The organism is Streptomyces sp. NPDC001816 (assembly GCF_042892235.1).
GTDB lineage: Bacteria > Actinomycetota > Actinomycetes > Streptomycetales > Streptomycetaceae > Streptomyces.
Genome location: NZ_JBIATY010000007.1, coordinates 94,496 through 115,500 on the forward strand (window position 1 = coordinate 94,496; position 21,005 = coordinate 115,500).

Genomic DNA, 21,005 nt, shown 5'->3' on the forward strand with positions numbered 1-21,005 from the left:
GGCCAGGTCCCCTTCATGGAGGTCCTGGCCCAGCGAGGACCGGCTATGAGGTGATCTTGATGAGGAAGCCGTCGTCCATGCCGTCGATGATGCGGTTCTTCTTGTAGAACTGGCCGAGCAGGATCCCGGCGTCCTGGTTCTGCCGAGCCTTCACGGGCAGGACGGAGAAGTTGTTCTTCTCCGCATGCGGATCGAACCGGGGCTGCGCGCACCCTTGGTAGGTGCTCTGGAAGGGGAACTCGTCGCAGTCCTTGGTGCCATGGTCGGTGTATCCGGCGCCGAAGTAGCGGCGGCAGTTGCTCACCGCGGTTGAATGGTTGGCCTTGCGGCGCCGGTCGTCCAGGATCAGGCGGAACAGCGGGTCGGCGGGGGTCTGTCCGGCGATCTTCTTGTTGTGGTTCGTCGGCTTCGTCGCGCCGGGGTTCGTGTAGGCCTTTTTGATGTGCGCGGCCACTCCACGCTCGGGCGCGGCGGCGTTGGTGCTGTAGACGAGGGTTGCCAGGTAGCTGAAGGAGGCAGCGCCCCGGTTGTCGGGGTTGGCGCCGCCGGTCGGGTTGCTCAGGTACTTCCCGGCGTCCCAGCGGGGTGCGAACATCGCGGGCTTGCCAACAGCGGGGCTGTCACCGACCCAGCCGGGCGGCAGGGTCAGGGTCACGAGCGGCTGGTACACGGCGAAGACCACGTCCGCTTTGCCCGAGCCGGTGCCCTGACCGGGCTTGTAGCGCACGGTGTGGGTGAAATGGGCGGCGGGCATCTGCTGCAATTGGTCGAACGTCCTGGTGACGGGCAGGTTGCCAGCGATCTTGGGGTTGGCGCGCGCCGGCCAGTCTTTCGGAATGTTCCCCTCGAGCTTGATCTTCAGGCCACTGGTCGCGGTCGTGTTCTGCTTCTTGAAGTTCACCGCGTCGTAGTCGAAGTGGATGGTGCGGTCGTTCTCCTTGACCGTCCCGCGGACGTAGAGGTCGAAGGAGCTGGTGCCGATGGGCTTGTCGTGGGTGCGCATCCAGATCGTGATGACGTGGATGCCGGTGCACACCGCGAACCGCGACTTGATGTAGATCGCGGCATCCCCACGCATGTGTTTCTCGCAGTCGGCCAGCGACAGTGTGTGCGCCGGCGTCGGATACGACACCGCCGCCGGACCCGTCGCTTTGACCCGCCGCGGAGGCAAAGGCTTCGGAACCGATGCGGGCACCGACATCCGCGTGCCGAACTTAGCCGCAGGCCCGACCGTCTCCAGCGCCGTCTGCCCGGCCGCCAGCCGACGACTCTGCTCCCCCAACTGCGTGCGCGTGGCAGGATCGCTCAGCTGCTTCAAAGTCGGCACCGGAGTACTCATGGGCAGCATGAGCGTCTGGGCATGCAGGCCCTCCCCCGGAATGGCAGCCGCTCCCGGAGCAGCCACCCCCGTCAACACCCCCACCGTCAACAAGACAGCCGCCCGGACGCGGACACGACGAAGCCATGGTCTGTGGCTCAACGAAACCCCCGGTCATACACGGCAACGGGCTGCCCCGCCGCCTGTTCACCACCACCCTTATCGAACAAATACTCCAACCATCAGATGGCACGCAGGAACTGGCGCGATCACTCCCGACTCTGACCGAGAGACCACCCCAACATCCATGGGAGGGCGGGGTTCCGGAGGTGGCGAGGAGACACGGACATGCCCTGCGCGGATAACAGCACCATCTGTGCCCGCCGCCAGGTCACCACCGAACCGGTGCCTCTACGGATGATCCGCAGCAGGCGCTGCCCCTCGTCGCCATCGATCTCGCGAACGCGTACCCGCTCTGCCATCCGCACATGATCTCGTTCAATGCAAGGTCATGCCGGTATCCCGGGCGGTGCGTAGTGGCGCAAGTAGTCACGCATCTGAGGCTCGAGTTCGGACAGGTCATTGCCGTTGAGGGCATGCCAGAGACGGTTCTCGATCCAGAACCGATGGGCGAACTCCTCGAACGAAGGTGCACACCAGAGGATTGCGGCCCTTTGCTCCTCCGGATCGTCGAGATCGGTCTCCGTCTCTTCCCCATCGCGCCGTGCCTCGTACTCGTATTCGTAGTCGAGATAGGAGTGCACCACGAACACCTCACCCCAAGGACGGAGGTAGAGGTACCAGATGACGCAGTCCTGTTGATCCCGCAGGAATCGCACGAGGAAGGCACCAGGCTCGACCGGACTGGGCAGGGGCTCTGAGATATCGGTCCAGCAGCAGGTCACCGAGACCTCATCCAGCGAGCAGTGCAGCTTCGAGTCAGCCTGGAAGGCGACGAAGTCCCCAGGCAGCGTCAAGCCCTTGGCCGCAAGGTTCTCTGCCAGGCGATTGAGCGCCGTGACCTGTTGGGGAACAGGTTCGCCGGTACCACCGAGCCATTGAAAGACGCCCGTGAACTCGGTGGAGTCGAGAGGCGGCAGGCTCTCGTAGGGGTAGTACTCATAGGTGTAGCGGCAAGGTCGGTATTCACCCAGGTCGGTAGCACACCAAGCAGAGTCGAAGCCGACCGAGGACAAGTCAGACCCTGATCGTTCACCAGGCATCGGCCCCCCATTGATCACCGTGAGCGGAGTTGTTGGCGTCAGCATCGCACTGCCTACTGACACTCCCTGCGACGGGTGGGCCAGGCCAGCTCTCCCTGGTGAGGGCGAACGTTGCCTGATGCGGCACTAGAGGGGGCTCCGGGGCAACCGGCCCGTGTGGTGCGTTGGCTGGGCGGGCTGGTCCTTGTTCGACACCTCCGGGAGGGTGGATGTGCCAGCCGCTCCCCCACCGTTGAGGATCACCGGGCGTGGAGTATCGCGGATAGCTGCCGGTGCCGCACCGCCAGCTCCGGTGGCGGTGCGGATGCGCCCAGACGCCGGGGCGGCGCTTCAGTCGGTGTGACGTTGGGTGGGGTCGAGGCGGCTGAGGACGGCGCGCACGAGGTCCCGGCTGTAAGGAGGGAGCGGTGCGGCCGCGCCGTGCGGAGTGGGCGGGTTCGTCGGACCCGTGCTACCGGCCCCCTTCGAGCCGGGGCCGCCGTGCTGTTCCCAGAGCAGGTAGGTGATTTTGGCCCACTGACGGAAGTTGCCGTGGCAGGCGACGTCGTCGATCCACAGCAGTTCGTCTGCGGGTACGTCCGCCCACAGCGGGTGGTACTCGGGGATGACGGTGAGGACTTCTGCGGGTGTGAGGGGCTTGTAGCGCTGCCAGACGAGGATGCGGGAATCCAGCGCCGGACGGTTCTTGATCTTCTGGTAGCAGGTTTCGGCTCCGACCAGGACGACAGCGAGGCAGGTGTCTTCGTCGTCCCAGAGCTCACGGATGAATTCGAAGGCCCGGGTGTCCAGCCACTGCGCTTCGTCGACGACCAGGACGCGCGGCGTCTCCGACAGCGCTTCCTTGAGCATGGCTTCGCAGCGGGTGCTGTTGAGGGGGGCCTCGCCGGGCAGGTCGAGCTTCTTGTACAGGGCGGCGCGCAGGGCCTGGATTTTGGCGGAGCCGACTTTGATGCGCAGGGTGGTGTGGGGGGCGAGGTCGTCGAGGTGGCTGTTGACGGCGAAGGTCTTGCCCAGGCCGACGCCGCCGTGGACGCACATGATGGCGCCCTTGCCGGCGTCGGCGTTGAGGGTGGTGACAAGGTTGGCGTAGGTCTCTGCGCTGGCCTGGGTCAGCATGGCGCGGGCGCCGGGCAGGCCCATGTAGTGGTAGTTGGGGCCGGTGGCTGGCTGGCCGTCGGGCGAAGAAGTCGGGTGGGTCACTCGGTGTCCTGGGATTTGGGGCCCGGCCGGGGCTTGGTCCAGCGGGCGGAGTCGGGCAGGGGCCGGTTGAGGAGGTCGGGCCGGGCCTCGGCCTGCAGGTGACCTTCCGGTGTCTGCAGTTCGCGTAACTGGGCGGCTGCTTGGCTGGCGGTGAGCCGGTTGAGGGGCTCGGGCGCGGCGGCGACGCTCGTGGCGGCGTAGCGGGGTGTGGCGTTCTTGCGGGCTCGGCGGGCTTTGGCGGCATAGCGGTCGGCTTCGCGCCGGCGAGCGTTGCGCAGTTCGCGGGCTTGGCGGGGGCTCATCTCGTCGCTGCGGAAGGCGGGGCCGCGGTAGGTGAGGGTGTCGGCGTCGTAGAGCTCGACGCGGTGGTAGTGGTGGGGTTCGTGGCGCAGGCGGACCATCTCGCCGGCGCTGCCGTGGCCGTGCATCCACTTGCCGACGTAGTAGGCGCTCTTCCAGCGGACGCCCTTGCTGGTGATCTTCCGGGGTGGGCCGCCGTCGGTGAGGGTGTAGGTGTGCAGATCTGCGGGGTCGAGGGTGTCGATAGGGGTGAGGTCGGCGTGCCAGGCCTGGGCGGGGGTGCGCCGGTGGAGGCGGGCGATGGTGTGGTCGTTGTTCCACCAGTCCACCCAGTCAAGGACGACGGTGACGAAGGTTTCGTAGTCGAGGAGTTCGTTAAGGGCCCACAGGGGCTGGCCGCGGCGGTCGCGGCGGCTTCGGGGGGTGTGGGCGTAGCCGGGCAGTCCTTTGAACAGCATGTGCTTGGCGGCGCCGTTGATGGCTTCGACGGTGCCTTTGAGGTGGGGGCTGTAGGGCGGAAGGACGATCAGTTCGGTGCCGAACTTTTTGAACGCCTCGTCCACGCACTTGCCCAGGAAGTCACGGCCGCGGTCGGTGCGGATCTTGCGGGGGATGCCGCCGAAGGGCCGGTGATGGTCAGTGCAGAGGATGGCGTCGCGGGCGGCGGCCAGGATGGCGTCCTGGCTGGGCTGGTGGGGGGTGATGGCCAGCCCGCAGATGACGGCGGTGGTGTGGTCGATGAACCAGGTGATCCAGGGTTTGCGGCGGCGTCCGTCGACGTTGACGAAGACGCTGGCTTCGACGTGGTCCGTCTCCCAGACGTCGTTGCGGTTGCCGTGCGGGCGCAGGGCGTGCACGTCGTGTCGGCGGCGGGCGGCTTCGCCCCCTCTGAGGGCGGCGCGCTGGCCGGGCGTGAGTTCCCGGTCTACAGCGCGGTAAAAGGTTGCCTGGGATACGCGGGGTGGGCTGCCGAAGATGCCGTCGGCGACGAGTTCGCGGTAGGTGGCTGCCGCGTTGCCGTTCCATCGGGCCAGGGCTTCGTGCATGGCCGGGGTGAGGGTGAAGTGGCGGCGGCCTTGGGGGGTGTAGGTGCCGTCGTGGGTGTCGGCGTTGTCCATCCAGCGGCGCACGGTGCGCCAGTGGACTGTGAATGCGGCGGCGACGGTACGGACATCGTGGTGAGCGAGGCGGTCTGCGTCGCGCAGTCGCAGCAGTCGGCGTACGGCGGCGGCGCGCAGGGAGGTGGTGTCGTAGGGGCCGTCGGGTGGTGGTGTAGCGGGCACAGAGGTTCGGGGTCTTCCGTGGGGTGGGTTAGGCGGGGGCGAGGGTGAGTAGGCCGGCGCCGTAGGGCTTGCCGCGGCCGATGCCGGTGAGCAGGGCATGGCGCAGTTGGTCGGGGTCGGTGATGGTGGCCAGGCCCTCGAAGCGGGTCAGTGCGTGCCGGGGGCTGGGGGGCGGGTTGGCTTCGCCTGCTTCGGTGGTGGGGTGTGGGCGCTTGTGGGCGCGGCGGAAGCGGGCGGGTGTGCTGTCGACAGTGGTCAGGGCGAGGCCGGCCTGATGAGCGCGGCGCTGCCACCAGGCCAGGGCGTCGTCGCCGTAGAGGGCGACGACTTTTCTGCCGTGCTTGTTGTCGACGGGTTGGTGGTCTGCCAGGACGCGGCGGACGGCGCTGGCGTTGGCGATGATGCGGTAGCGCACCGCTCGGCCGGGGGCGAGGGCCTGGAACATGGGGTGCAGGGGTCGGGTTTCGGCGCTGCCGTAGTCCTGGGGCAGGCGGGTGAGGTCGGGCGGCTGATGGGACTGGACGAGCAGGGTGGGCGGGGTGTCGTCGGTGCCGTCTTCCAAGCGGTAGAGCAGGCCGGCCTTGTGCCGGGGGTGCTTGCCGAGGTCGTCGGGGGCCAGGAGCATCACGGTCTTGTGCAGGCTGACGGTGTCGGTCAGGTCGCGGCGGACGGTCTTGCTGCGGCGGTTGAGGCGGATGCGGGTCAGCGTCGCTGTCATGGCGAGGGTCTCGGCGGGTGTGCTGGTCACAGGTGGATGTCCTGGTCGATGTAGGCGGCCAGCGCGGTGAGCGCGGGCGGTGAGGCGTACAGGGCGGTGGGCAGTTCTTCGGTGGTGCGCCAGACGTGGCGGGTGTCGTGGAAGCGCCGGGTGGGGGTGAAGTCGACGGGAACGTCGGCGACTTCACGGTGGGAGGGAGCGGCGGGCACGTGATCGGGTTGTCGTCCCCAGATGAAGTCCACGGGCACGGTGGCCTGGTCGGGGCGCGGCGGGGCGGCCAGGCTGAGGGGGAGGTGGTGGCGGAGTTCCCCGACGGGGTCGGGGTGCGGGCCGTGCAGGACGAGGGGCTCGTCGGGGATGCAGGCGCGCCGGCCCAGGTAGGGGCCGAAGGCGGGCTGTTCGAGCCGCTGGACGAGGTGTTCCAGGAGCGGGTCGGGGCCCTGCACGGCGAGGGTGAAGACGGCGTCGGCGAGGTAGACGCGCCTGCTGATGAGGGTGGACTTGTTCTGGGGGCGGTAGTCGCCGGCGCTAGTGCGCAGGCCTTGTTTGTGGGGGCGGCCGCCGCCGGCGGTGTGGTAGTCGGTGTGGCGTATGCCGGGCCGGTCGATGCGGACGGTGAACTCCAGGTCGGTGTAGGGGCTTTTCCCGGTGTCCGGGTCGGGTGCGAGGGCTTCTTCGCGCTGGAGCCCGTCCGCGGCGGCGAACAGGCCGATGAGGGCGGAGCGGGTGGGGAAGGGGAAGGTGTCGCGGTAGTGGAAGGCGGCGTGTTCCCCAAAGGACATCAGCGGGGCGGCCAGGCGCAGCAGGATGCCGTTCATGCGGCCGCCTGTGTCAGGGAGGGCTGGGCGGCGGTCTGGGTGAGGGCGTCGGTCAGGTCGTCGAAGCTGGCGTGCGCGGTGCCGAGGTGGTCGACGGGTGCGTCGTGCGCGGTGGCGTAGCCGGAGCCGATGAGGCGGCGGGGGCCCAGCAGCCGGTTCAGGGCACCGGCGTGCTGGGACAGGGCCTTAACGGCGGGGACGGTGTAGCCGCCGCCAGGAGCGCTCTTGACGGGCTGTTCGAAGGCTGCGGCGAAGGAGACCGGGCGGCGGTCGCGTACCGCGTAGTGGACCAGGTGGGGATAGGTGTGCGGGGCGGTGGCGGTCTTCTTCGCGCCGGGCATGACGTCGATGAACGTCTCGGCGAACAGCTCTAGCAGGTGCAGGGCCTGGTCGTGGTCGCCGCCCAGGTTGCGGGTCAGTTCGGTGAGGTTGACGGTGGCGTAGCGGTAGAGCAGGCCGGTGGTGAAGAAGCTGGTCTGCAGGTGCGCGCTGCCCGCCTCGTGGGGCAGTGACCAGTCCTCCACCGCGGTGAAGTAGTCGGGCTGCTGGCTGCTTTGGTGGACGGAGAAGGAGTGGGCCACCTGCACGGCCCCGTCGACCTGGGCACCGGGTACTTCGGCGAGCATGCGGCCGAAGAGATTGATGGTGGCTGTGCGTCGGCGGATGAGGGCGGCGACTGTGGGTGTGGGCAGGACGGCCTCCGTCTTCTCCTTCTTTGCCTTCCTGCGGGTGCCCTTGGCCTCGGCCTCCGCTTCCTGTGCCTTCTGCGCCTTCTCCTTGGCGAGGGCCTCTTCCAGCTGCTGGCGGTGTTCGGCGCACAGGTCGGTGAGGTCATCGAGCACGGTGCGCGGCAGGTAGAGGGTGACCGAGGTGATGCCTCGGTCTTCCTCGGTCTTCAGTCCCTCCCTGGTGGCCGAGCGCACGATCTGGGCTCCGGCGAAGGCCGCCAGGTCGGTGGGCCAGTCGGCCTCGCGCAGGGCGTCGGCGACGCGCAGGGGCAGCATGCGGGTGCGGGCGGCGTGCTCGTCGAGGTCGTCCTCCAGTTGCATGCGGATGGCCCGCTTCCAGGACTGCGAGGACACCATGGCGCGTACCGCGCCGCCCAGCTCGAGCGTTTTGGGCAGGTCGTCCTCTCCCCGGTTCAGCACGGAGGCGGGTAGCGGGTGCAGGGCGTGGAAGTCGGCGTAGCGGGCGGGGGCGTAGGCGGCCATGTCAGTGCTCCTCTGAGGACAGGGTGTGCAGGGTGAGGAAGTAGTTTTCGCGCCAGCGGGCGGCGGTCTCCATCTGGTCGTGGTCCCACCAGGCCAGGTCCTCGAGGAGGACGGCGAAGTCGAGGCGGGCGGCGCTGCGGCTGTGCAGGTGGCTGGTCAGTGACCACAGCCGGGGGTGCAGCAGCGAGGTGTCGAGTTTGGTGAGGGTTTTGACGCGGTTGGTCATGGTGGCTTCCTTGAAGCCGTACCGGGCCACGGCGATGGCGAGGTGGGTGCCGAGATCGGGGCGGCTGCGCCAGGGCCGGGCCGGGCCGGGCTGTGGTGCGGGGGCCGGGCCCGGCGGTGGTGGGGCATCGGTGGCGGCCGGTGCGGTGATGGCGGCGCGGGCGGTGTGGTCCTTGCCTGGGGTGACCAACTCTGGCTGGTAGGGGGTGTTTTCGTGGGGCAGGTCACGGTCCTGGGCGATGAGGCCGGCCACGGTGTAGTGGGCGCGGTGTGCTCCGAAGCCGGCGATGGGCCGGGTGAGGTGCTCTGGCATCCGGGGGCACTCTGCGACGGGACGTCCGAACCCTGAGTTGAGGTCGGCGCGGATGCTGTTGACGGCGCACAGGGTGATGACTTGGTGGACGAAGTCGTCGTAGTGGGCGCGGCGTTGCGCGGTGGTGAAAGACATGGGTGCGAAGGCCTTGGGTGGGGCGGCAGCGGGACGAAGAGGGGGCAGAGGTGCGGGGGGTCAGTGGCTGTGGCGGCGCAACTGGGCCACGGCGAGGGCGATGGCCTCGGCGGCACGGAAGTGCTGGGCGATGGCCGGGCGGGTGGCGGCGCGTAGCGCGTGGACGGCGTCGGCGGCGAACGCCGAGCGTGCGGCGCGGGTTGGGTGGTCCAAAAGGGCCCAGAAGGTGGCCTCGGCGCGGGGCCAGTACAGGGTGCGGGCGCTGTGGGTCCAGGGCGGCAGGCGCCTCGGCGGCCGCCCGGCCTTGTCGCCGGATGGAGAAGTGACCTGGCTCCAGGCGCTCTTGGAGACGTGATCGAGGTGTTCGCCGATCTCCTCGGCGGCCTTGCGGCATTCGGCGATGCGCTCGGCCGCGGCCGGGTCGTGTTCCTGCATCCAGGGCCAGATCGGCGGGGTCAGGGCCGTGTACCAGGTGCGGTTGAGAGTCTTGTCGTCCTGGTCGAAGCCGTAGACCCGAACTCGCAAGGCGGCTCGCAGGTCGGCAGGCAGGTCGTTGAGTGTGGTGAAGGCGTCGGGACGCTGGACGGTGTAGCTCTTGCGGCCTTTGCCTGTTTTTCCTTTGCGGTCGTCCTCATCGCCGGCCAGCAGCAAGGCGTCCAGGTCCCGCCACAGGGCCCGGTCGGCGTCCGCGGGGCGCGGCTTGTGGCGCTGGGTGACGGGTTGGTCGGCGTGGACGTGGTGGATGAGATAGGGGTCGAGGGCGGGGAGCTTTTTCTGGCTGGCCCAGGTCAGGTAGGCGTCGGTCACGTGGCGGCCGTCGGGTGCGGGGATGAGGAGGGCGGCGTGCCGGGATCGGCCGGTCAGCAGCCGGCCTGGGGAGGACACCGGTGGTGGTGCGGCATCGGGGTCGGGGCCGTTGTCCAGGTCCGGGTCGGGCAGCGGTTCCTCCCAGGGGCAGCGGTCCTGGGCGTCCGGCCATAGCCGGGACGGCTTGGGCACGCCTGCCAGGAGGGTTTCGTACAGGGTGCGGCCCAGGGGGTGGAAGGAGAGCGTGGAGCGCAGTGGTCCGGCTTTGGCGTTGCCGAGGGAGCGGTCGCCGACGGTGCGCACGGAGCACTGGCCGGCCGCACCGTAGTAGTGGTGAATGAGCAGGTGCCACAGGGCCTGGTCGCTGGGCACGGGTTGGGGGTCGGTGTCGGTGTGCGGGCTGAGCCAGGCCAGGTTGTTTCCCTCGGGACGGCCGAAGACCAGCTTGTTGACGCCGGCCCGTTTCGTGCACTGTGTGGCCAGCCGTGGGTCCTGCAGGAACGGCCGCTGGGGGTGGAACAGGTCCCAGATGTAGCGGTCGAAGTAGTCGTGGACGGCACCCGGGTCGAACCCCTGGGGGTTCTTCAGCAGGTCACGGCGGCGTTGTGCCCATTGTCGTGCGGTCATCCGCCCGTCTCCCTGCGCATCCAGGCCACTCACCCGTGCCGCCATCGCAACGAGCAGGCGCAGGGCGGCGGAGGCCGCCGGCGGCAGGGGCAGCGCCAGGTCCTTGATGAGGTGGGCATGCAGCAGCACATCCCGCCATCCCAGATATTCCTGGCGCCCGTTCAGGAACAGGACGGGAATGCAGGGCTCTTGGTCGGTCGCATAATGCGGGGCAGGCACACAGGCTCCATTGCCGGGTGTGAAGAAGGAGGGGGTTTCTGGAAAGAGTTGCCTGCCGAAATCAGGAGCCCGCCTGGGTCGCGGTGCCGCAGGTACATGCGGGGAACCAAGGGAAGGAGGCGGGCCGCGCGGTCGTGGGCCGGGTAAAGCCACGCCGGCGGGCAGCAAGTGCCGCACGGGAGCACCAAGGGTGCGGTGCACGCAGCGCGGCGCAGCAGGTGCGACATACCGGACTCGAATGTTCGTCCCGCTTCGCAATTCCATATTAACCACAGCCCAGCCGACTTCCGAACCACATCGTTCACCCCGCAATTACCGACCAGTTTCCCCTTTTTGACCCAGAGTCATTTTCCGGATACTGGAGTGACCCTATTCGCGGTATCCCCTTTTTCGCTGCCGCCCGGACGGACGCAACCGAACCGCCTCAAGAACCCAGGGGGTGCGATGCGCCACCGTTTCCAGGGTGTGCGGGCCCGCCCGAGGGGGGCCTGTCGCAGTGGTCGGAGGGCGCCGGACTCGCGAGGTGGCGGCCCCACCGGGCCGACGCCGGCTCGACAGCGCTCCCCGGTCGTCGCACAGCCCTACGCGGTCTGCGATCAGCAGCCATAGCGTCTTTGAAGGGCTCAGGAAAGGACTGCGGCCTCAGGCATGCGGTCGAAGACGGCTCAGGCCTCGGTGTGGACCAGCCCCAAGGTGGCGTCGAGGCGCAGGCTGTGCCGTCCGAAACGCACCGGCCGTGCAGGGTCTTCGGCGTCCTGCGGCAGCAGGACGAGGTCGGCGAGGAGGGCGTGTGTACGCCAGGAGCCGGGGACCTGGTTGCGGCGGCTGCCCTCGGCGACCCAGGCGGCGGGCACGGGCAGGGTGTGCTGGAGGATCCTGCGGGTCTGCGCGGTGGTCGGCTTGCGGTGCCAGGGCAACGGCTGGGTGCCGGCTGCGTCCAAGGTGAGGCGGCCGCCCGGGGTGCGGTAGACGGGCAGGAGGCGGCGGGGCATGACTCCCAGGCGCGTGGCGGCCTGGCTGGCGTGCAGGTTCTGGCGGTGCAGGTCGGACAGCGACAGGGTGTCGTGGCAGGCCGGGACGGTGTTCAGCGCGCTTTGGTGTTCCTCGGTGCGCTGCCGGGCCTGGTGGAGGGTGTGGCTGCGCTGCAGGGCGGCATCGGCCTGGGCGAGGTCGTCGGTGTCAGCGTGCACGCTCTCCACCAAGTGCTGCACGTCGTCGGGCAGGGTGAGCGGGCCATCGGGCCGCTGGGTGAGGTAGGCGGCGGTGGCGCGCGGCAGGAACGGGGAGTCCAGACCGCGCCAGGCAGGCGGCAGCAGGAGGAGGCCGCGGTGGTCGGTGGGCTGGAGGACGCTCAGGCGGGGGCGGTCCTGCCGGCGCATCCAGTCGGGCCGCTTGATGTGGTCGAAGCGCCACAGCCGGCCCAGGCGTTGCAGGAGGGTGTGCAGGGCGGCCAGGTCGCTGACCATGACGTCGACGTCGATGTCGAGGCTCATGTCCAGCAGGCTGGTGGTGACGATCACCAGGCGCTGGGGGCGCTCGCCGGTGCGGGACAGCGCGGTGCGCACGCGGCGGGTGAGGGCCTCGCCCTGGTGGCCGGGCAGGCGGGCGTGCAGCAGGAGCAGTTGGCCGCCGGGACCGCCGTCCGGCCAGTCCAGGGCCGTTTGCAGGTGTGCGTAGGTGGTCTGGGCGTCGGCCACGGTGGCGCAGTACACGGCCGCGCAGCCACCGGATGCGGCGACGGGTGCGATCTCCTGGGCGATGCGCTCCAGACGGGTCTCCCGGACGGGGGCGTCCTCGGGATCGGTGCAGGAGGAGTGGCGCACCGAGTGAAGGCGGATGTCCGCACGGCGGCGGTGGCGGGCGGCGTGGGCGGCGGCCGCGGCGGGGGTGATGCGGGTCAGGGAGGCGTCCGAGGCCGCGGCGTAGAGCCAGCCGGGATAGGGAGGACGACAGTCCAGATGGGCGGTTGCGGGGTGCGGGTGGCCGGCGCCGTCGAGGTAGCTGCGGATGAGTTCGCTGCTCACCTGCGTCGGCAGGGTCGCGGACAGCAGCACCACCGGGCAGCCCAGAGCGCCCAGCCAGTGCAGCAGCCGCCCCAGTATCTGCCGCATGAACGGGGGCAGGGCGTGGACTTCGTCGACGATGACGGTCCGCCCCGAGATGGCCAGCATGCGCAGGGCGCTGAAGCGGACCGGCAGCGCGGCCATGAGGGCCTGGTCGTGGGTGGCGACGGTGAACTGGGCCAGCAGGGCCCTGTCCCAGCCGCGCAGCCAGCCGTCCGGCACTGTCACCCGTTCCTCGGGCCGCTCCCCCGCCGGTGTGTCGGCGTCGTCTTCACTGGGCCAGAAGGCGTCGCTGGTCGACGGCTCGTGGGCGGCGAGACGGTGGTCGCTGTAGGCGGTGTTGTCGTAGCTGTGGCTGTGGACCAGGGAGACCGGGGCACGCTCGGGCCGGTGGGCAGCCACGTAGGCCTCAAGGACGTCGTAGGCGGCGTTGGTGGTAGCCATGGTCGGCAGCAGCCACAGGATGCCGGCCGTGTCCCCGGAGGCGTTGAAGATCCGCGCGGCTTCCAGGGCGGTGACGGTCTTGCCGCCGCCGGTGGCATCGGTGACCACCAGGATCCCAGGCCCCTTCTCCCCCACCACCGGGGCGAGTTGCTCCATCACCGAGGCCTGCAGGGCGTTCGGAGCGGCCAGGCCGCCATGCGCTCGGGTGAACGGTGTGTGCGGCAGACTGATGCGGGCCAGACCGGACTGCTCGAGCAGGCCGGGGGCGTCCCGGACGGCCTGCGCGTAGTGCTCGCCGGCACCGAAAGCAGGCGCCTGCGCCTTGGGCAGCCAGTGGTGACGCTGACTGGCCAGCCGGTCCGCGATGACGCCGACCCCGGTGATCAGTACAGCCGCCGGCACCGACACATCGGTCGGCACCATGATGGCGCCGGTCAGGTGGCGCACCAGCGCGAAGTAGCGGCGGCGCAGGTCCTGCCAAGCCGGCCCGCCCAAGGTGAGGTTGACCCGGGATGCCTTGGCCGCGCCGTCGATGTCAATCTGCAGGAACCGGCCGTGGTGGCCACCCAGGATCTGCGCCACCAGCACCCCGGGGCTGTCGGAGGTGTCCGCTGGATAGCCAGCCTCGGCCAGCAGGTGCAGCGCGCTGTGCATGGACGCCCGTTCGTGCGGCATACGCCGCCAGTTGCCGGTGTCCACGCGCAGGGTGTCGCTGACCCGGGCCCAGGGGTGGGCCTCCTGCTCCTGGAAGGCGGACAGCTTGCCCAGATCGTGCAGGCCGGCGATGAACATCACCAGGCAGCGCGCCTCAGCCACGGTGACTTCCAGTCCGGTGGCGATCAGCCGGCGCTGGCCGCGGGTCAGATACCGGTCCCAGACCACGCCCGCGAGCGCCGCGACATCCAGCAGATGAAACAGCAGCGCATACACCGCCCCCTGTCCGCGGTCGAACTTGCCCCACGGCGTCAGATCAATCCCGCCGTACCGGGCATCCTCCCGCACCCCCACCAACCGCTCCCGCCACGCCTCAACTCCCCCTGTTCGTCAGGGCTGTTAGCGCTCATCCTGCCGCATGTCGATCACCCCTTGCCATGGACGCCCAGCAGGTACGCAAGGATGTAACCTGCAGCCCGGGCCTTCACCTGATTGACGCTCCGCGGGGTGTGTCTCTGCTGGTCATCACGTGCTCTCGGACCGCATTATTCCCCGCTCACGCGGGGGTCTGCCGACCTTGCCCCGGTCGACAACGATCGTCTTGGGATGCTCCCCATACGCGTGGCGGCCTGTCCACGGTGACGCCTCCCCAGTCGTCCAGCCGCGCCACTTTCCCCACGCGCGTGGGGGTCAGCCGTACAGCAGGGCAGCGAGCTGGGCGATGCGCGGCCTTCCCTACGCACGTGGGGGTCTGTCGTACAATAGGGCGGCCAGTTGGACGATGCGCGGGTGCTCCCCGTAAGCGTGGGGCTCAGTCCAAGACCAACAGACAGAACACCTGGCCCTTCCGGCTCTCCCCACACGCGTGGGGGTCTGTCCATCAACTCCTCCGGGTTCCGTGAGCTCCAGGAGTGTTCCCCACACGCGTGGGGGTCTGTCCCGTCGCCCGAACGCCTGCCGGACCTGGAGTTCATGCTCCCCACGCGCGTGGGGGTCTGTGCGGTGAGGGATCCTCGCAGTATCCCGGCGAGCACTCGGGCGTCGTCCAGGGCGTCGTGCGCCTGCCGCTGGGACACGCCGTAGAAGGAGGCCAGAGATCCCAGCTTCAGGTCGTCGGCGGGTGGAGAGATCCTTCGGTTCAGCGCCAGGGTGCACAGGCGTTGCGAGACCGGCAGCCAGGAACGGGCCCGCTCGAACTCGTGCGCCAGGAACTCATAGTCGAACTGCGCGTTGTGCAGCCACCATGATCCGGCCCGTGAGCAACGAACCGATCCGGTCGGCAACCTGATCGAACGTGGGTGCGCCGCGCAGCCGCTGCGGCGTCAAGCCGTGAATGTGCACCGGACCTGGGTCACATCCGGGATCAAGCAGAGTGGAGAACTCCTCCATCAGCTTCCCTGACGCATCCAACGTCAGCACGGCCACCGACAGCACCCGATGCTGATAGGGCCTCAGTCCAGAGGTCTCCACATCCACCACAGCCCAAGACGAATCACCTGGAACACCCGGAAGGGCAGCGGCAGCAGGGACCACGCTCATGGCAGCCAGCATCTCCCAACGACGGCCGGGATGTCGAAGAAACCAAGCAGGTGGTCTGGCGGGACTGACGGGGCCTGATACGAACAGCAGCCGAGCAACCACTGGCCGCAAGAGTCAGACAGAACATCGAGTAAAGTGAGTAAAAGCGAGGATGTCGATCATCAAACTCGCAGGTGAATGAGCATGCTCCCCACGCGCGTGGGGGTCTGTCCGATGTTGCCGGGCACCGGTAGTCCGGCGCTGGATGCTCCCACGCGCGTGGGGGTCTGTCCTGATCGCGGACCTTGGCACCGCAGCGCGGGCCATGCTCCCCACGCGCGTGGGGGTCTGTCCCCGAGCAACCCGCTGGGCCACTACATCCCGCGATGCTCCCCACGAGTGTGGGGGTCTGCCCGCCTAGTAGTCGGCTGAGCAGCTTCCCAGCCCAGGCACTGACACGCGGCGAGGGCGAAGTTCCCCAGACAGGTAAGGGCTACCCCGCACATGTGGGGGCCTGCCAGAGGGAAAGCGTGCTCTCTGCAGCTTCTGCTGATCTCGCACACGTCGCCGTCAGCAGACCCAAGTCAGGACAACCCGCCGTACATCCCACGCGCGCGGGCACTGGGGTCTAGCCTGGTCCTCAACCGCGTGGATCTCACCTGGCTCCTGATCACCGTGCCCCTGCGCCTCGCAACCTCCTGGCGCTGATCACAGGCGTCCAGCCGCCGGCCGTCAGCGGCCCTGCAGTTGTAGCGAATCCAGCCCTCGGCCCTCGTCGCCAGTACGGCTGGCCGCTATGAGACCGCACGTCGGGGAGATCGCGCAGGGCTGGTCCCCTCATGATCGCACTGCCCTTCCCCCCACCCCCTCCAGCACCCGTCACCATAGGGTTGGCAGAAGAAACCCGCAGGTCAAAGGGTATTCCTTATGGCCTTCTCATTTCGGTGCGCTGGCGATTCTCACTTGATGTCACTTGAAATTCTCATTAGATGTCACCCAGTTGCCGCTACGACCAGCGGTAACGCGTGACATCAAAATGAGAAGTCATGGTGACACTGAAGTGAGAAGTCGCAGCCTTCCAGTCGATATCGGACCCGCACCACGCGGCCCCGGGGTGATGCCCTGGTCCCACTCTGCACAGCAAAGCGCCCGCACCGGAGCGCGGGCGGGCACTGCGAACCACGACATCTGACAGCGACGCTACACGGCGAAGCCGGCCATCACCAGAGAGCAACAGGCAAGGTCCGCCAGGGGTACGCCGATGGGGCGTCGACGGGGCGCTCGGCGCCCGCGTACTCGGGAGCAGCAGCACCGGGGTCCCTTTCAAAGCGCGATCGCCCGCTCCCGCTTCCTGCGGCCGCTGCCCGTCCTGGTCACCACCGGCAGCGTGGTGTGGTGCCGCACCCGGACCACGGGCACCCGGCCCAGCAGCCCGACACCGCCGCCCGGCGCCCAACCCCGCAGACAACCGAAGACACCGCGAAGCACGCGAGGAGAGGACCTGAGCGCCGGATGATTGCCGAGGATCCCGGGCCGGGTCTGTCTAGTGCTGCGTCAGGCAACGTTCGCCCTGTCGACGACCTCCTGTAGGCGTTGGTCGTCGGCGTGGCGGTTTCGCCAGATGATGTAGCGGCGGATCATGCTGCCCTGCTCGTTGTGGGTGGTGTGGTCGGTGCCGTCGAGGGTGAAGTAGCGCAGGGCGGTGAACTGGGCTTCGATGCGGTTGAGCCAGGAGCTGTTCGTCGGCGTGTAGGCGATCTCGACGTTGTTCGTGATGGCCCAGTCGCCGACGCGCTGGCACTTCCTCGTGGTCAGGTGCGAAGAGAAGTTGTCACAGACGATCGCGATGCGGACCTGGGCCGGGTAGAGAGTGCGCAGGTAGCGGCAGAACTCCAGGAACTGGGTGCGCTTCTTGATCGGCTTGATGTGGCCGTAGAGCTTGTCCCGGGCCAGGTCCAGGGCTGCGAAGAGGTGGCGCACACCGCCGTAGCGGTTGTAGGTGGCCCGCCGCCTGCGGCGCGGTTCCCGGTCGGGGTCCTTGTGCTTGCCCCCGCGTTCGGCCCACTGACGGCCGGGGTGCGGCATCAGGTTGAGCGGCCCGAACTCGTCCATGCAGAAGACCACTTCGGGCTCGCCGTCCTCGGGTATGACCTCGCCGTCGACGATCGCGTAGAGGTGCTCGACCCGGGCCTTCTTGGCTGCGTAGTCCGGATCGCGGGAGGTCTTCCAGGTCTTCAGGCGTTGAAAGGAGACTCCTTCCTCGCGGAGCAGGATGCGCAGGCCCTCGTGGCTGATGTCGTCGACCACCCCCTCGGCAACCAGGAAGTCCGCCAGCTTGGTCAGGCTCCAGGTGGAGAACGGCAGGTCGTGCTTGGCCGGCTTCGACTTCGCGATCTTCTTGATCTCGCGCCGCTCGGGCAGCGTGAAGGTCTTCGACCGGCCGCCCTTGTACTTCGGGTACAGCGAGTCGAAGCCGTCCGTGTTGAAGTTGTGGATCACATCCCTCACCCGGTCTGCGCTGGTGAACGACACCTCGGCGATCTTCGCCACCGGCATGCCCTGCGCGGACAGTAGGACCATCTGGGCCCGCCGCCATGTCACCACTGCCCCGGTGCCTCTGCGGATGATCCGCAGCAGGCGTTGTCCCTCGTCATCGTCGATGTGTCGAACCTGAACTCTGTCGGCCACGCCGACCAGTTTCAGTGAACGCGCCGATCGGGATCCGGTTCCCGATCGGCGCGTCGCGGACTGCAGGCGGCGGTATCAGCCGAGGTGCCGGGCGAAGAACCTCAGCGTGCTCTCCAGCTCGAATGCCGGGATCTCCCCGTGCTTGCCGGGGTTGGCGTGCAACGTTTTCTCGGCCGAGGCCAAGGCGTCGAACAGCGCCAAGCTCTGAACCCGCGGCACCCGCTCATCGTCCCACTGCACCAAGAACTCCACTGGGACGGTGATCCGCGCGGCGGCCTCGGCCGACGCCAGGACCCCGCCCAAGCCCAGTACCGCCGCGCGGACCCGCGGTTCGGCAGCGACGAACGGAACACCGAGTCCGCATCCCAGCGAAACCCCCCAGTAACCCACCGGGCCGGCGCCTACGTGCTCGAGTTGCTGAACCGCGTCCAGGACCGCCCGCCATTCCGGCACGGTCTGGCGGGCCACGAGCGCCTGGAAGTCGGCGATCAGCGGGGCCAACTCTTCACCGGCTTCCACGCGAGCCTGGTTCTCAGTCGCGATCCGGTCATACTCCTCAACCTTCGGCCGGTCGCCATGGGCGGGAACGTCGACCGCCACGACCGCGAAACCGCATTCGGTCACGAAGCGGCGTGCACGAGCCAGGACGTCAGGGGCCTTCTTGTGCTGACCGCCACCGTATCCCATCAAGACGAGCGGACGAGTGGCGACGGCACCTTCTGGCGTCCACAACACGCCAGGAATGTCGCCGAGGGTGAAGAGCTGTTCGCGGACGCCGTCGGACGACGTCTCAGATATGAAGCGCATAGCGGTTTATGCCTTTCGGGATGCCTCTGCGGGCGCTCCCTAGGCCATGCGAGGGAGGGAGGCCCGACCTGTCAAAGCGTTGATCGGTCTCACCTCCTCAGTTCGCAGCAGTGCACGGCGGCAGGAACGTATCACGAAGGACTCCACCCTGGCCCGGGCAGGGATGCCGACAGGGCGAACGTTGTCTGATGCGGCACTAGCGAGGAGCGCGGAGGACTGCGCGGTTACGCCCGAGAGCAGGTTGTCTGCCGATCCCCGAAGGCCGCGTATGCGGGACCGGGGAAAGCCCGACGGTGCTTCTCCGGCCGGGACCTGTCGATGGTGCACCGCCGACTCGACGGAGCCGGCCTGGGCCGATGACCTGTGGTGTGTGGGGCCCGGATCTCACTGGCCGGGCCCCACAGGGCCAGGAGGACCTGGCACATCGGCATGCATCAGCCTACGTCTGCCGTCAGTACTGGTGCTGGGAGGCTGTGTGTGAACGGTCGTGGAGCAGAACCGCCTGCGGGGGACGGACAAGAGCGTTGAGACGGTCCCGCGCGGCGTGCGATCGGAGCGCGGGACCGCCAAGCCCTACTGTCCTGTCTGAGCCGGGCACTGGAACCGTACGAAAAAGCAGTGCGGTTCGCACGCTCATCGGTACAGGAGAGTGACCGTCGCCCGCGGGTGCGGCCTGCTCGTCTGCCGCCCGGCGCACGTGCGGAGGCCTCCCAGCGTGCGAGCTGCCGAAACCCGCGAGGACCGGCCGTGGGTAGGCACCCGCCGGGACACGAGCCGATTGTGCACACCGGGCAGTCAACCGACAGCCGACCGCTCGAACGCCTGACGCGCTTCCTCCAGAACCGTCCGCCAGGAGACAACGTCCGGTCGGCGGCGCAGCAAGGACCGGCGCTCGCGTTCGGTCATGCCACCCCACACGCCGAACTCAATGCGCTGGTCGAGTGCTTCGGCCAGGCACTCGGTGCGCACCGCACACCCAGCACACACCGTCTTCGCCCGGTGCTGCTCAGCGCCCTGGGCGAAGAGTTCCTCGGGGTCGGTGCTCCGGCAGGCCGCAAGCTCAACCCATTGCACGCTGGTCATGGCTCCCCCTCAACTTCCCGCTACGACCCTACGCCGCCCACCAGAAACAACGCTCATAAGCTCCGGTCCGCTCAACACAGGTGGGGAGCAAACGCCTGGGCGGGCCCGGGGGGTGAGTCCGCTGCTGGTGTGTTCTCGTACGGGTGTGCTCTGCCAGGGCCTCAGCCGTGTGGGGCTGAGATGGGTAGCATCCGGCGCAACACACCAGCGACCAAGGAGCGTGAACTGCCGTGGCCGACGAGCCCGCCAGCATCTCTATCCAGGACAGGTACGCGTCACAGTTTGCCGCCGACCTCGAGAAGAACCTCGCCGAACAGGAAAAGCTGCAGGCGCATTTGGAGCGGCTCAGGGCGGAGGAGGCGTGGCTGCGCAGCGTGCAGGTCTCCCTGCCGGCTGCGGAAGCCAGCTTTGCCGACACGGCGCAGACCTCCTCCGCGCCAAACGAGGCGCCCATCCCGCAGCCGCGGCAGGAGGAAACCAGCGGCTCTGAGGCCCCGACGAAGAAGACGGCCAGGGCCAAGAAGGCTGCGGCGGCGAAGACAACCGCCAAGCCCCCGGCGAAGAAGACCGCGAAGAAGGCGGCCGCACAGAAGACGGCGTCGAAGACCACAGCCAAGACCGGTGAGGCTCCCCTGGGTGCTCTCCTGTTGCGCGTCCTGGACAAGGCCTCCGGTGAACCGCGCACCGCGGCCGAAGCCACCGTCGCCTTGGAGCAGCAGTTCCCCGAGCGGGCCCGTGACGTCAACACCGTGCGCAACACCCTGGAGCGCCTCGTCGCCAAGAGCAGCATCGAGCGGGCGAAGCAGGGAAGGACCGTGTACTACACACTGCAGCAACAGTCCGGGTCCGCCGGGCAAGAGGCGGACACCATCCCGTCGCCGGCAGGCCAGATGGCTGGTACCTCGGCGGGCGAGGAGAGCGAGAAGGCACTGGCGCAGGCCTGACGCCGCGACAATGGTCTGCATTCTGTGCCTCGCTGGCAGAGGGTGCGCCGCAGGAAGCCCGGCGACAGCGCGCTGCTGGCAAGGAGTGTGGCGCCGCTGCATGCCGGGGGCGTCCCGCAGCAGCGGGTGGCCCGGCACCGTGGGGTGCGTGCTGCCCCGGCTGCGGCTCAGGTCGGGCGGAGGGACGACCCGGTGCGTGGTGCTTGCTGGTGCGGTGTTTGCCTCTGCTCGGCAGCGCGGTCGTCGCTGTGTGGGCGGTCGGCCGAGAGCGGGGGTGTCTGGGCACTCGCGGGACTGGGCTGCGAGGCGCTGGGCGCGTGCGGCCACGCCGCCGGGCGGGGTCGGGGTCAGCTCGACCACGGTGTAGAGGGCCTTCAGGGCGCGCAGCGTGTCCGTGCGGCTGGACT

15 protein-coding genes and 2 pseudogenes are annotated in these 21,005 nt (G+C 68.7%); 1 reads left to right on the plus strand and 16 read right to left on the minus strand.

The features are described 5' to 3' along the window. Positions 1-43 precede the first annotated feature (43 nt). The 16 genes and pseudogenes from ACFYZZ_RS25175 to ACFYZZ_RS25250 form a co-directional block, all read right to left on the minus strand. Complete coding sequence (locus tag ACFYZZ_RS25175) at positions 44-1,423, minus strand: hypothetical protein (protein WP_389180026.1); 1,380 nt, start codon at positions 1,421-1,423, stop codon at positions 44-46. Between the two features lie 233 nt (positions 1,424-1,656). After that, positions 1,657-1,800: pseudogene (locus ACFYZZ_RS25180) on the minus strand (IS630 family transposase); the annotation flags it as partial. 27 nt (positions 1,801-1,827) lie between these two features. Next, on the minus strand, positions 1,828-2,514 hold the full coding sequence (locus tag ACFYZZ_RS25185; RefSeq protein WP_389180029.1) for a hypothetical protein: 687 nt from the start codon (positions 2,512-2,514) through the stop codon (positions 1,828-1,830). 357 nt (positions 2,515-2,871) lie between these two features. Beyond that, on the minus strand, positions 2,872-3,741 hold the full coding sequence (locus tag ACFYZZ_RS25190; protein WP_389180031.1) for an AAA family ATPase: 870 nt from the start codon (positions 3,739-3,741) through the stop codon (positions 2,872-2,874). Next, positions 3,738-5,324, minus strand: a complete 1,587-nt coding sequence (locus tag ACFYZZ_RS25195; protein WP_389180034.1) for a Mu transposase C-terminal domain-containing protein — start codon at positions 5,322-5,324, stop codon at positions 3,738-3,740. The genes ACFYZZ_RS25190 and ACFYZZ_RS25195 overlap by 4 nt, the downstream gene beginning before the upstream one ends. Before the next feature lie 28 nt (positions 5,325-5,352). Next, positions 5,353-6,072, minus strand: coding sequence for a type I-E CRISPR-associated protein Cas6/Cse3/CasE (gene cas6e, locus ACFYZZ_RS25200; RefSeq protein ID WP_389180037.1), 720 nt, complete (start codon positions 6,070-6,072; stop codon positions 5,353-5,355). Further along, on the minus strand, positions 6,069-6,860 hold the full coding sequence (gene cas5e, locus ACFYZZ_RS25205) for a type I-E CRISPR-associated protein Cas5/CasD (protein WP_389180040.1): 792 nt from the start codon (positions 6,858-6,860) through the stop codon (positions 6,069-6,071). The genes cas6e and cas5e overlap by 4 nt, the downstream gene beginning before the upstream one ends. Then, positions 6,857-8,071 carry a type I-E CRISPR-associated protein Cas7/Cse4/CasC gene (gene cas7e, locus ACFYZZ_RS25210; RefSeq protein WP_389180043.1) on the minus strand — a complete coding sequence of 405 codons (1,215 nt, stop codon included), beginning with the start codon at positions 8,069-8,071 and terminating at the stop codon, positions 6,857-6,859. The genes cas5e and cas7e overlap by 4 nt, the downstream gene beginning before the upstream one ends. Position 8,072: 1 nt before the next feature. Continuing rightward, positions 8,073-8,744 carry a type I-E CRISPR-associated protein Cse2/CasB gene (locus ACFYZZ_RS25215; RefSeq protein ID WP_389180046.1) on the minus strand — a complete coding sequence of 224 codons (672 nt, stop codon included), beginning with the start codon at positions 8,742-8,744 and terminating at the stop codon, positions 8,073-8,075. Between the two features lie 60 nt (positions 8,745-8,804). Further along, on the minus strand, positions 8,805-10,397 hold the full coding sequence (casA, locus tag ACFYZZ_RS25220; protein ID WP_389180049.1) for a type I-E CRISPR-associated protein Cse1/CasA: 1,593 nt from the start codon (positions 10,395-10,397) through the stop codon (positions 8,805-8,807). Between the two features lie 665 nt (positions 10,398-11,062). After that, positions 11,063-13,912, minus strand: coding sequence for a CRISPR-associated helicase Cas3' (gene cas3, locus ACFYZZ_RS25225; protein ID WP_389180052.1), 2,850 nt, complete (start codon positions 13,910-13,912; stop codon positions 11,063-11,065). Positions 13,913-14,562: 650 nt separating this feature from the next. Next, a pseudogene (locus ACFYZZ_RS25230) lies at positions 14,563-15,097 on the minus strand (exonuclease domain-containing protein); the annotation flags it as partial. A 1,302-nt stretch (positions 15,098-16,399) separates the two neighbouring features. Continuing rightward, positions 16,400-16,564: a hypothetical protein gene (locus tag ACFYZZ_RS25235; RefSeq protein ID WP_389180055.1), complete on the minus strand. Its 165-nt coding sequence runs from the start codon at positions 16,562-16,564 to the stop codon at positions 16,400-16,402. A gap of 66 nt (positions 16,565-16,630) precedes the next feature. Further along, positions 16,631-17,764, minus strand: a complete 1,134-nt coding sequence (locus tag ACFYZZ_RS25240) for an IS630 family transposase (RefSeq protein ID WP_389180058.1) — start codon at positions 17,762-17,764, stop codon at positions 16,631-16,633. Positions 17,765-17,839: 75 nt separating this feature from the next. Continuing rightward, a complete protein-coding gene (locus ACFYZZ_RS25245; RefSeq protein WP_389180060.1) occupies positions 17,840-18,571 on the minus strand; it encodes a dienelactone hydrolase family protein in 732 nt (243 codons plus the stop codon). Positions 18,572-19,366: 795 nt separating this feature from the next. Continuing rightward, entirely contained in the window at positions 19,367-19,654 is a 288-nt protein-coding gene (locus ACFYZZ_RS25250; RefSeq protein WP_389180063.1) for a WhiB family transcriptional regulator, read from the minus strand. A 230-nt stretch (positions 19,655-19,884) separates the two neighbouring features. Between ACFYZZ_RS25250 and ACFYZZ_RS25255 the strand changes: the two genes are divergently transcribed. Next, a complete protein-coding gene (locus ACFYZZ_RS25255; RefSeq protein WP_389180066.1) occupies positions 19,885-20,598 on the plus strand; it encodes a hypothetical protein in 714 nt (237 codons plus the stop codon). Positions 20,599-21,005 lie beyond the last annotated feature (407 nt).

Excerpts from the sequence above, each read along its gene's own strand:
- cas5e (WP_389180040.1), bottom strand. The coding sequence starts at position 6,860 with ATGAACGGCATCCTGCTGCGCCTGGCCGCCCCGCTGATGTCCTTTGGG.
- cas7e (WP_389180043.1), bottom strand. The coding sequence starts at position 8,071 with ATGGCCGCCTACGCCCCCGCCCGCTACGCCGACTTCCACGCCCTGCAC.
- ACFYZZ_RS25215 (WP_389180046.1), bottom strand. The coding sequence starts at position 8,744 with ATGTCTTTCACCACCGCGCAACGCCGCGCCCACTACGACGACTTCGTC.
- ACFYZZ_RS25245 (WP_389180060.1), bottom strand. The coding sequence starts at position 18,571 with ATGCGCTTCATATCTGAGACGTCGTCCGACGGCGTCCGCGAACAGCTC.
- ACFYZZ_RS25250 (WP_389180063.1), bottom strand. The coding sequence starts at position 19,654 with ATGACCAGCGTGCAATGGGTTGAGCTTGCGGCCTGCCGGAGCACCGAC.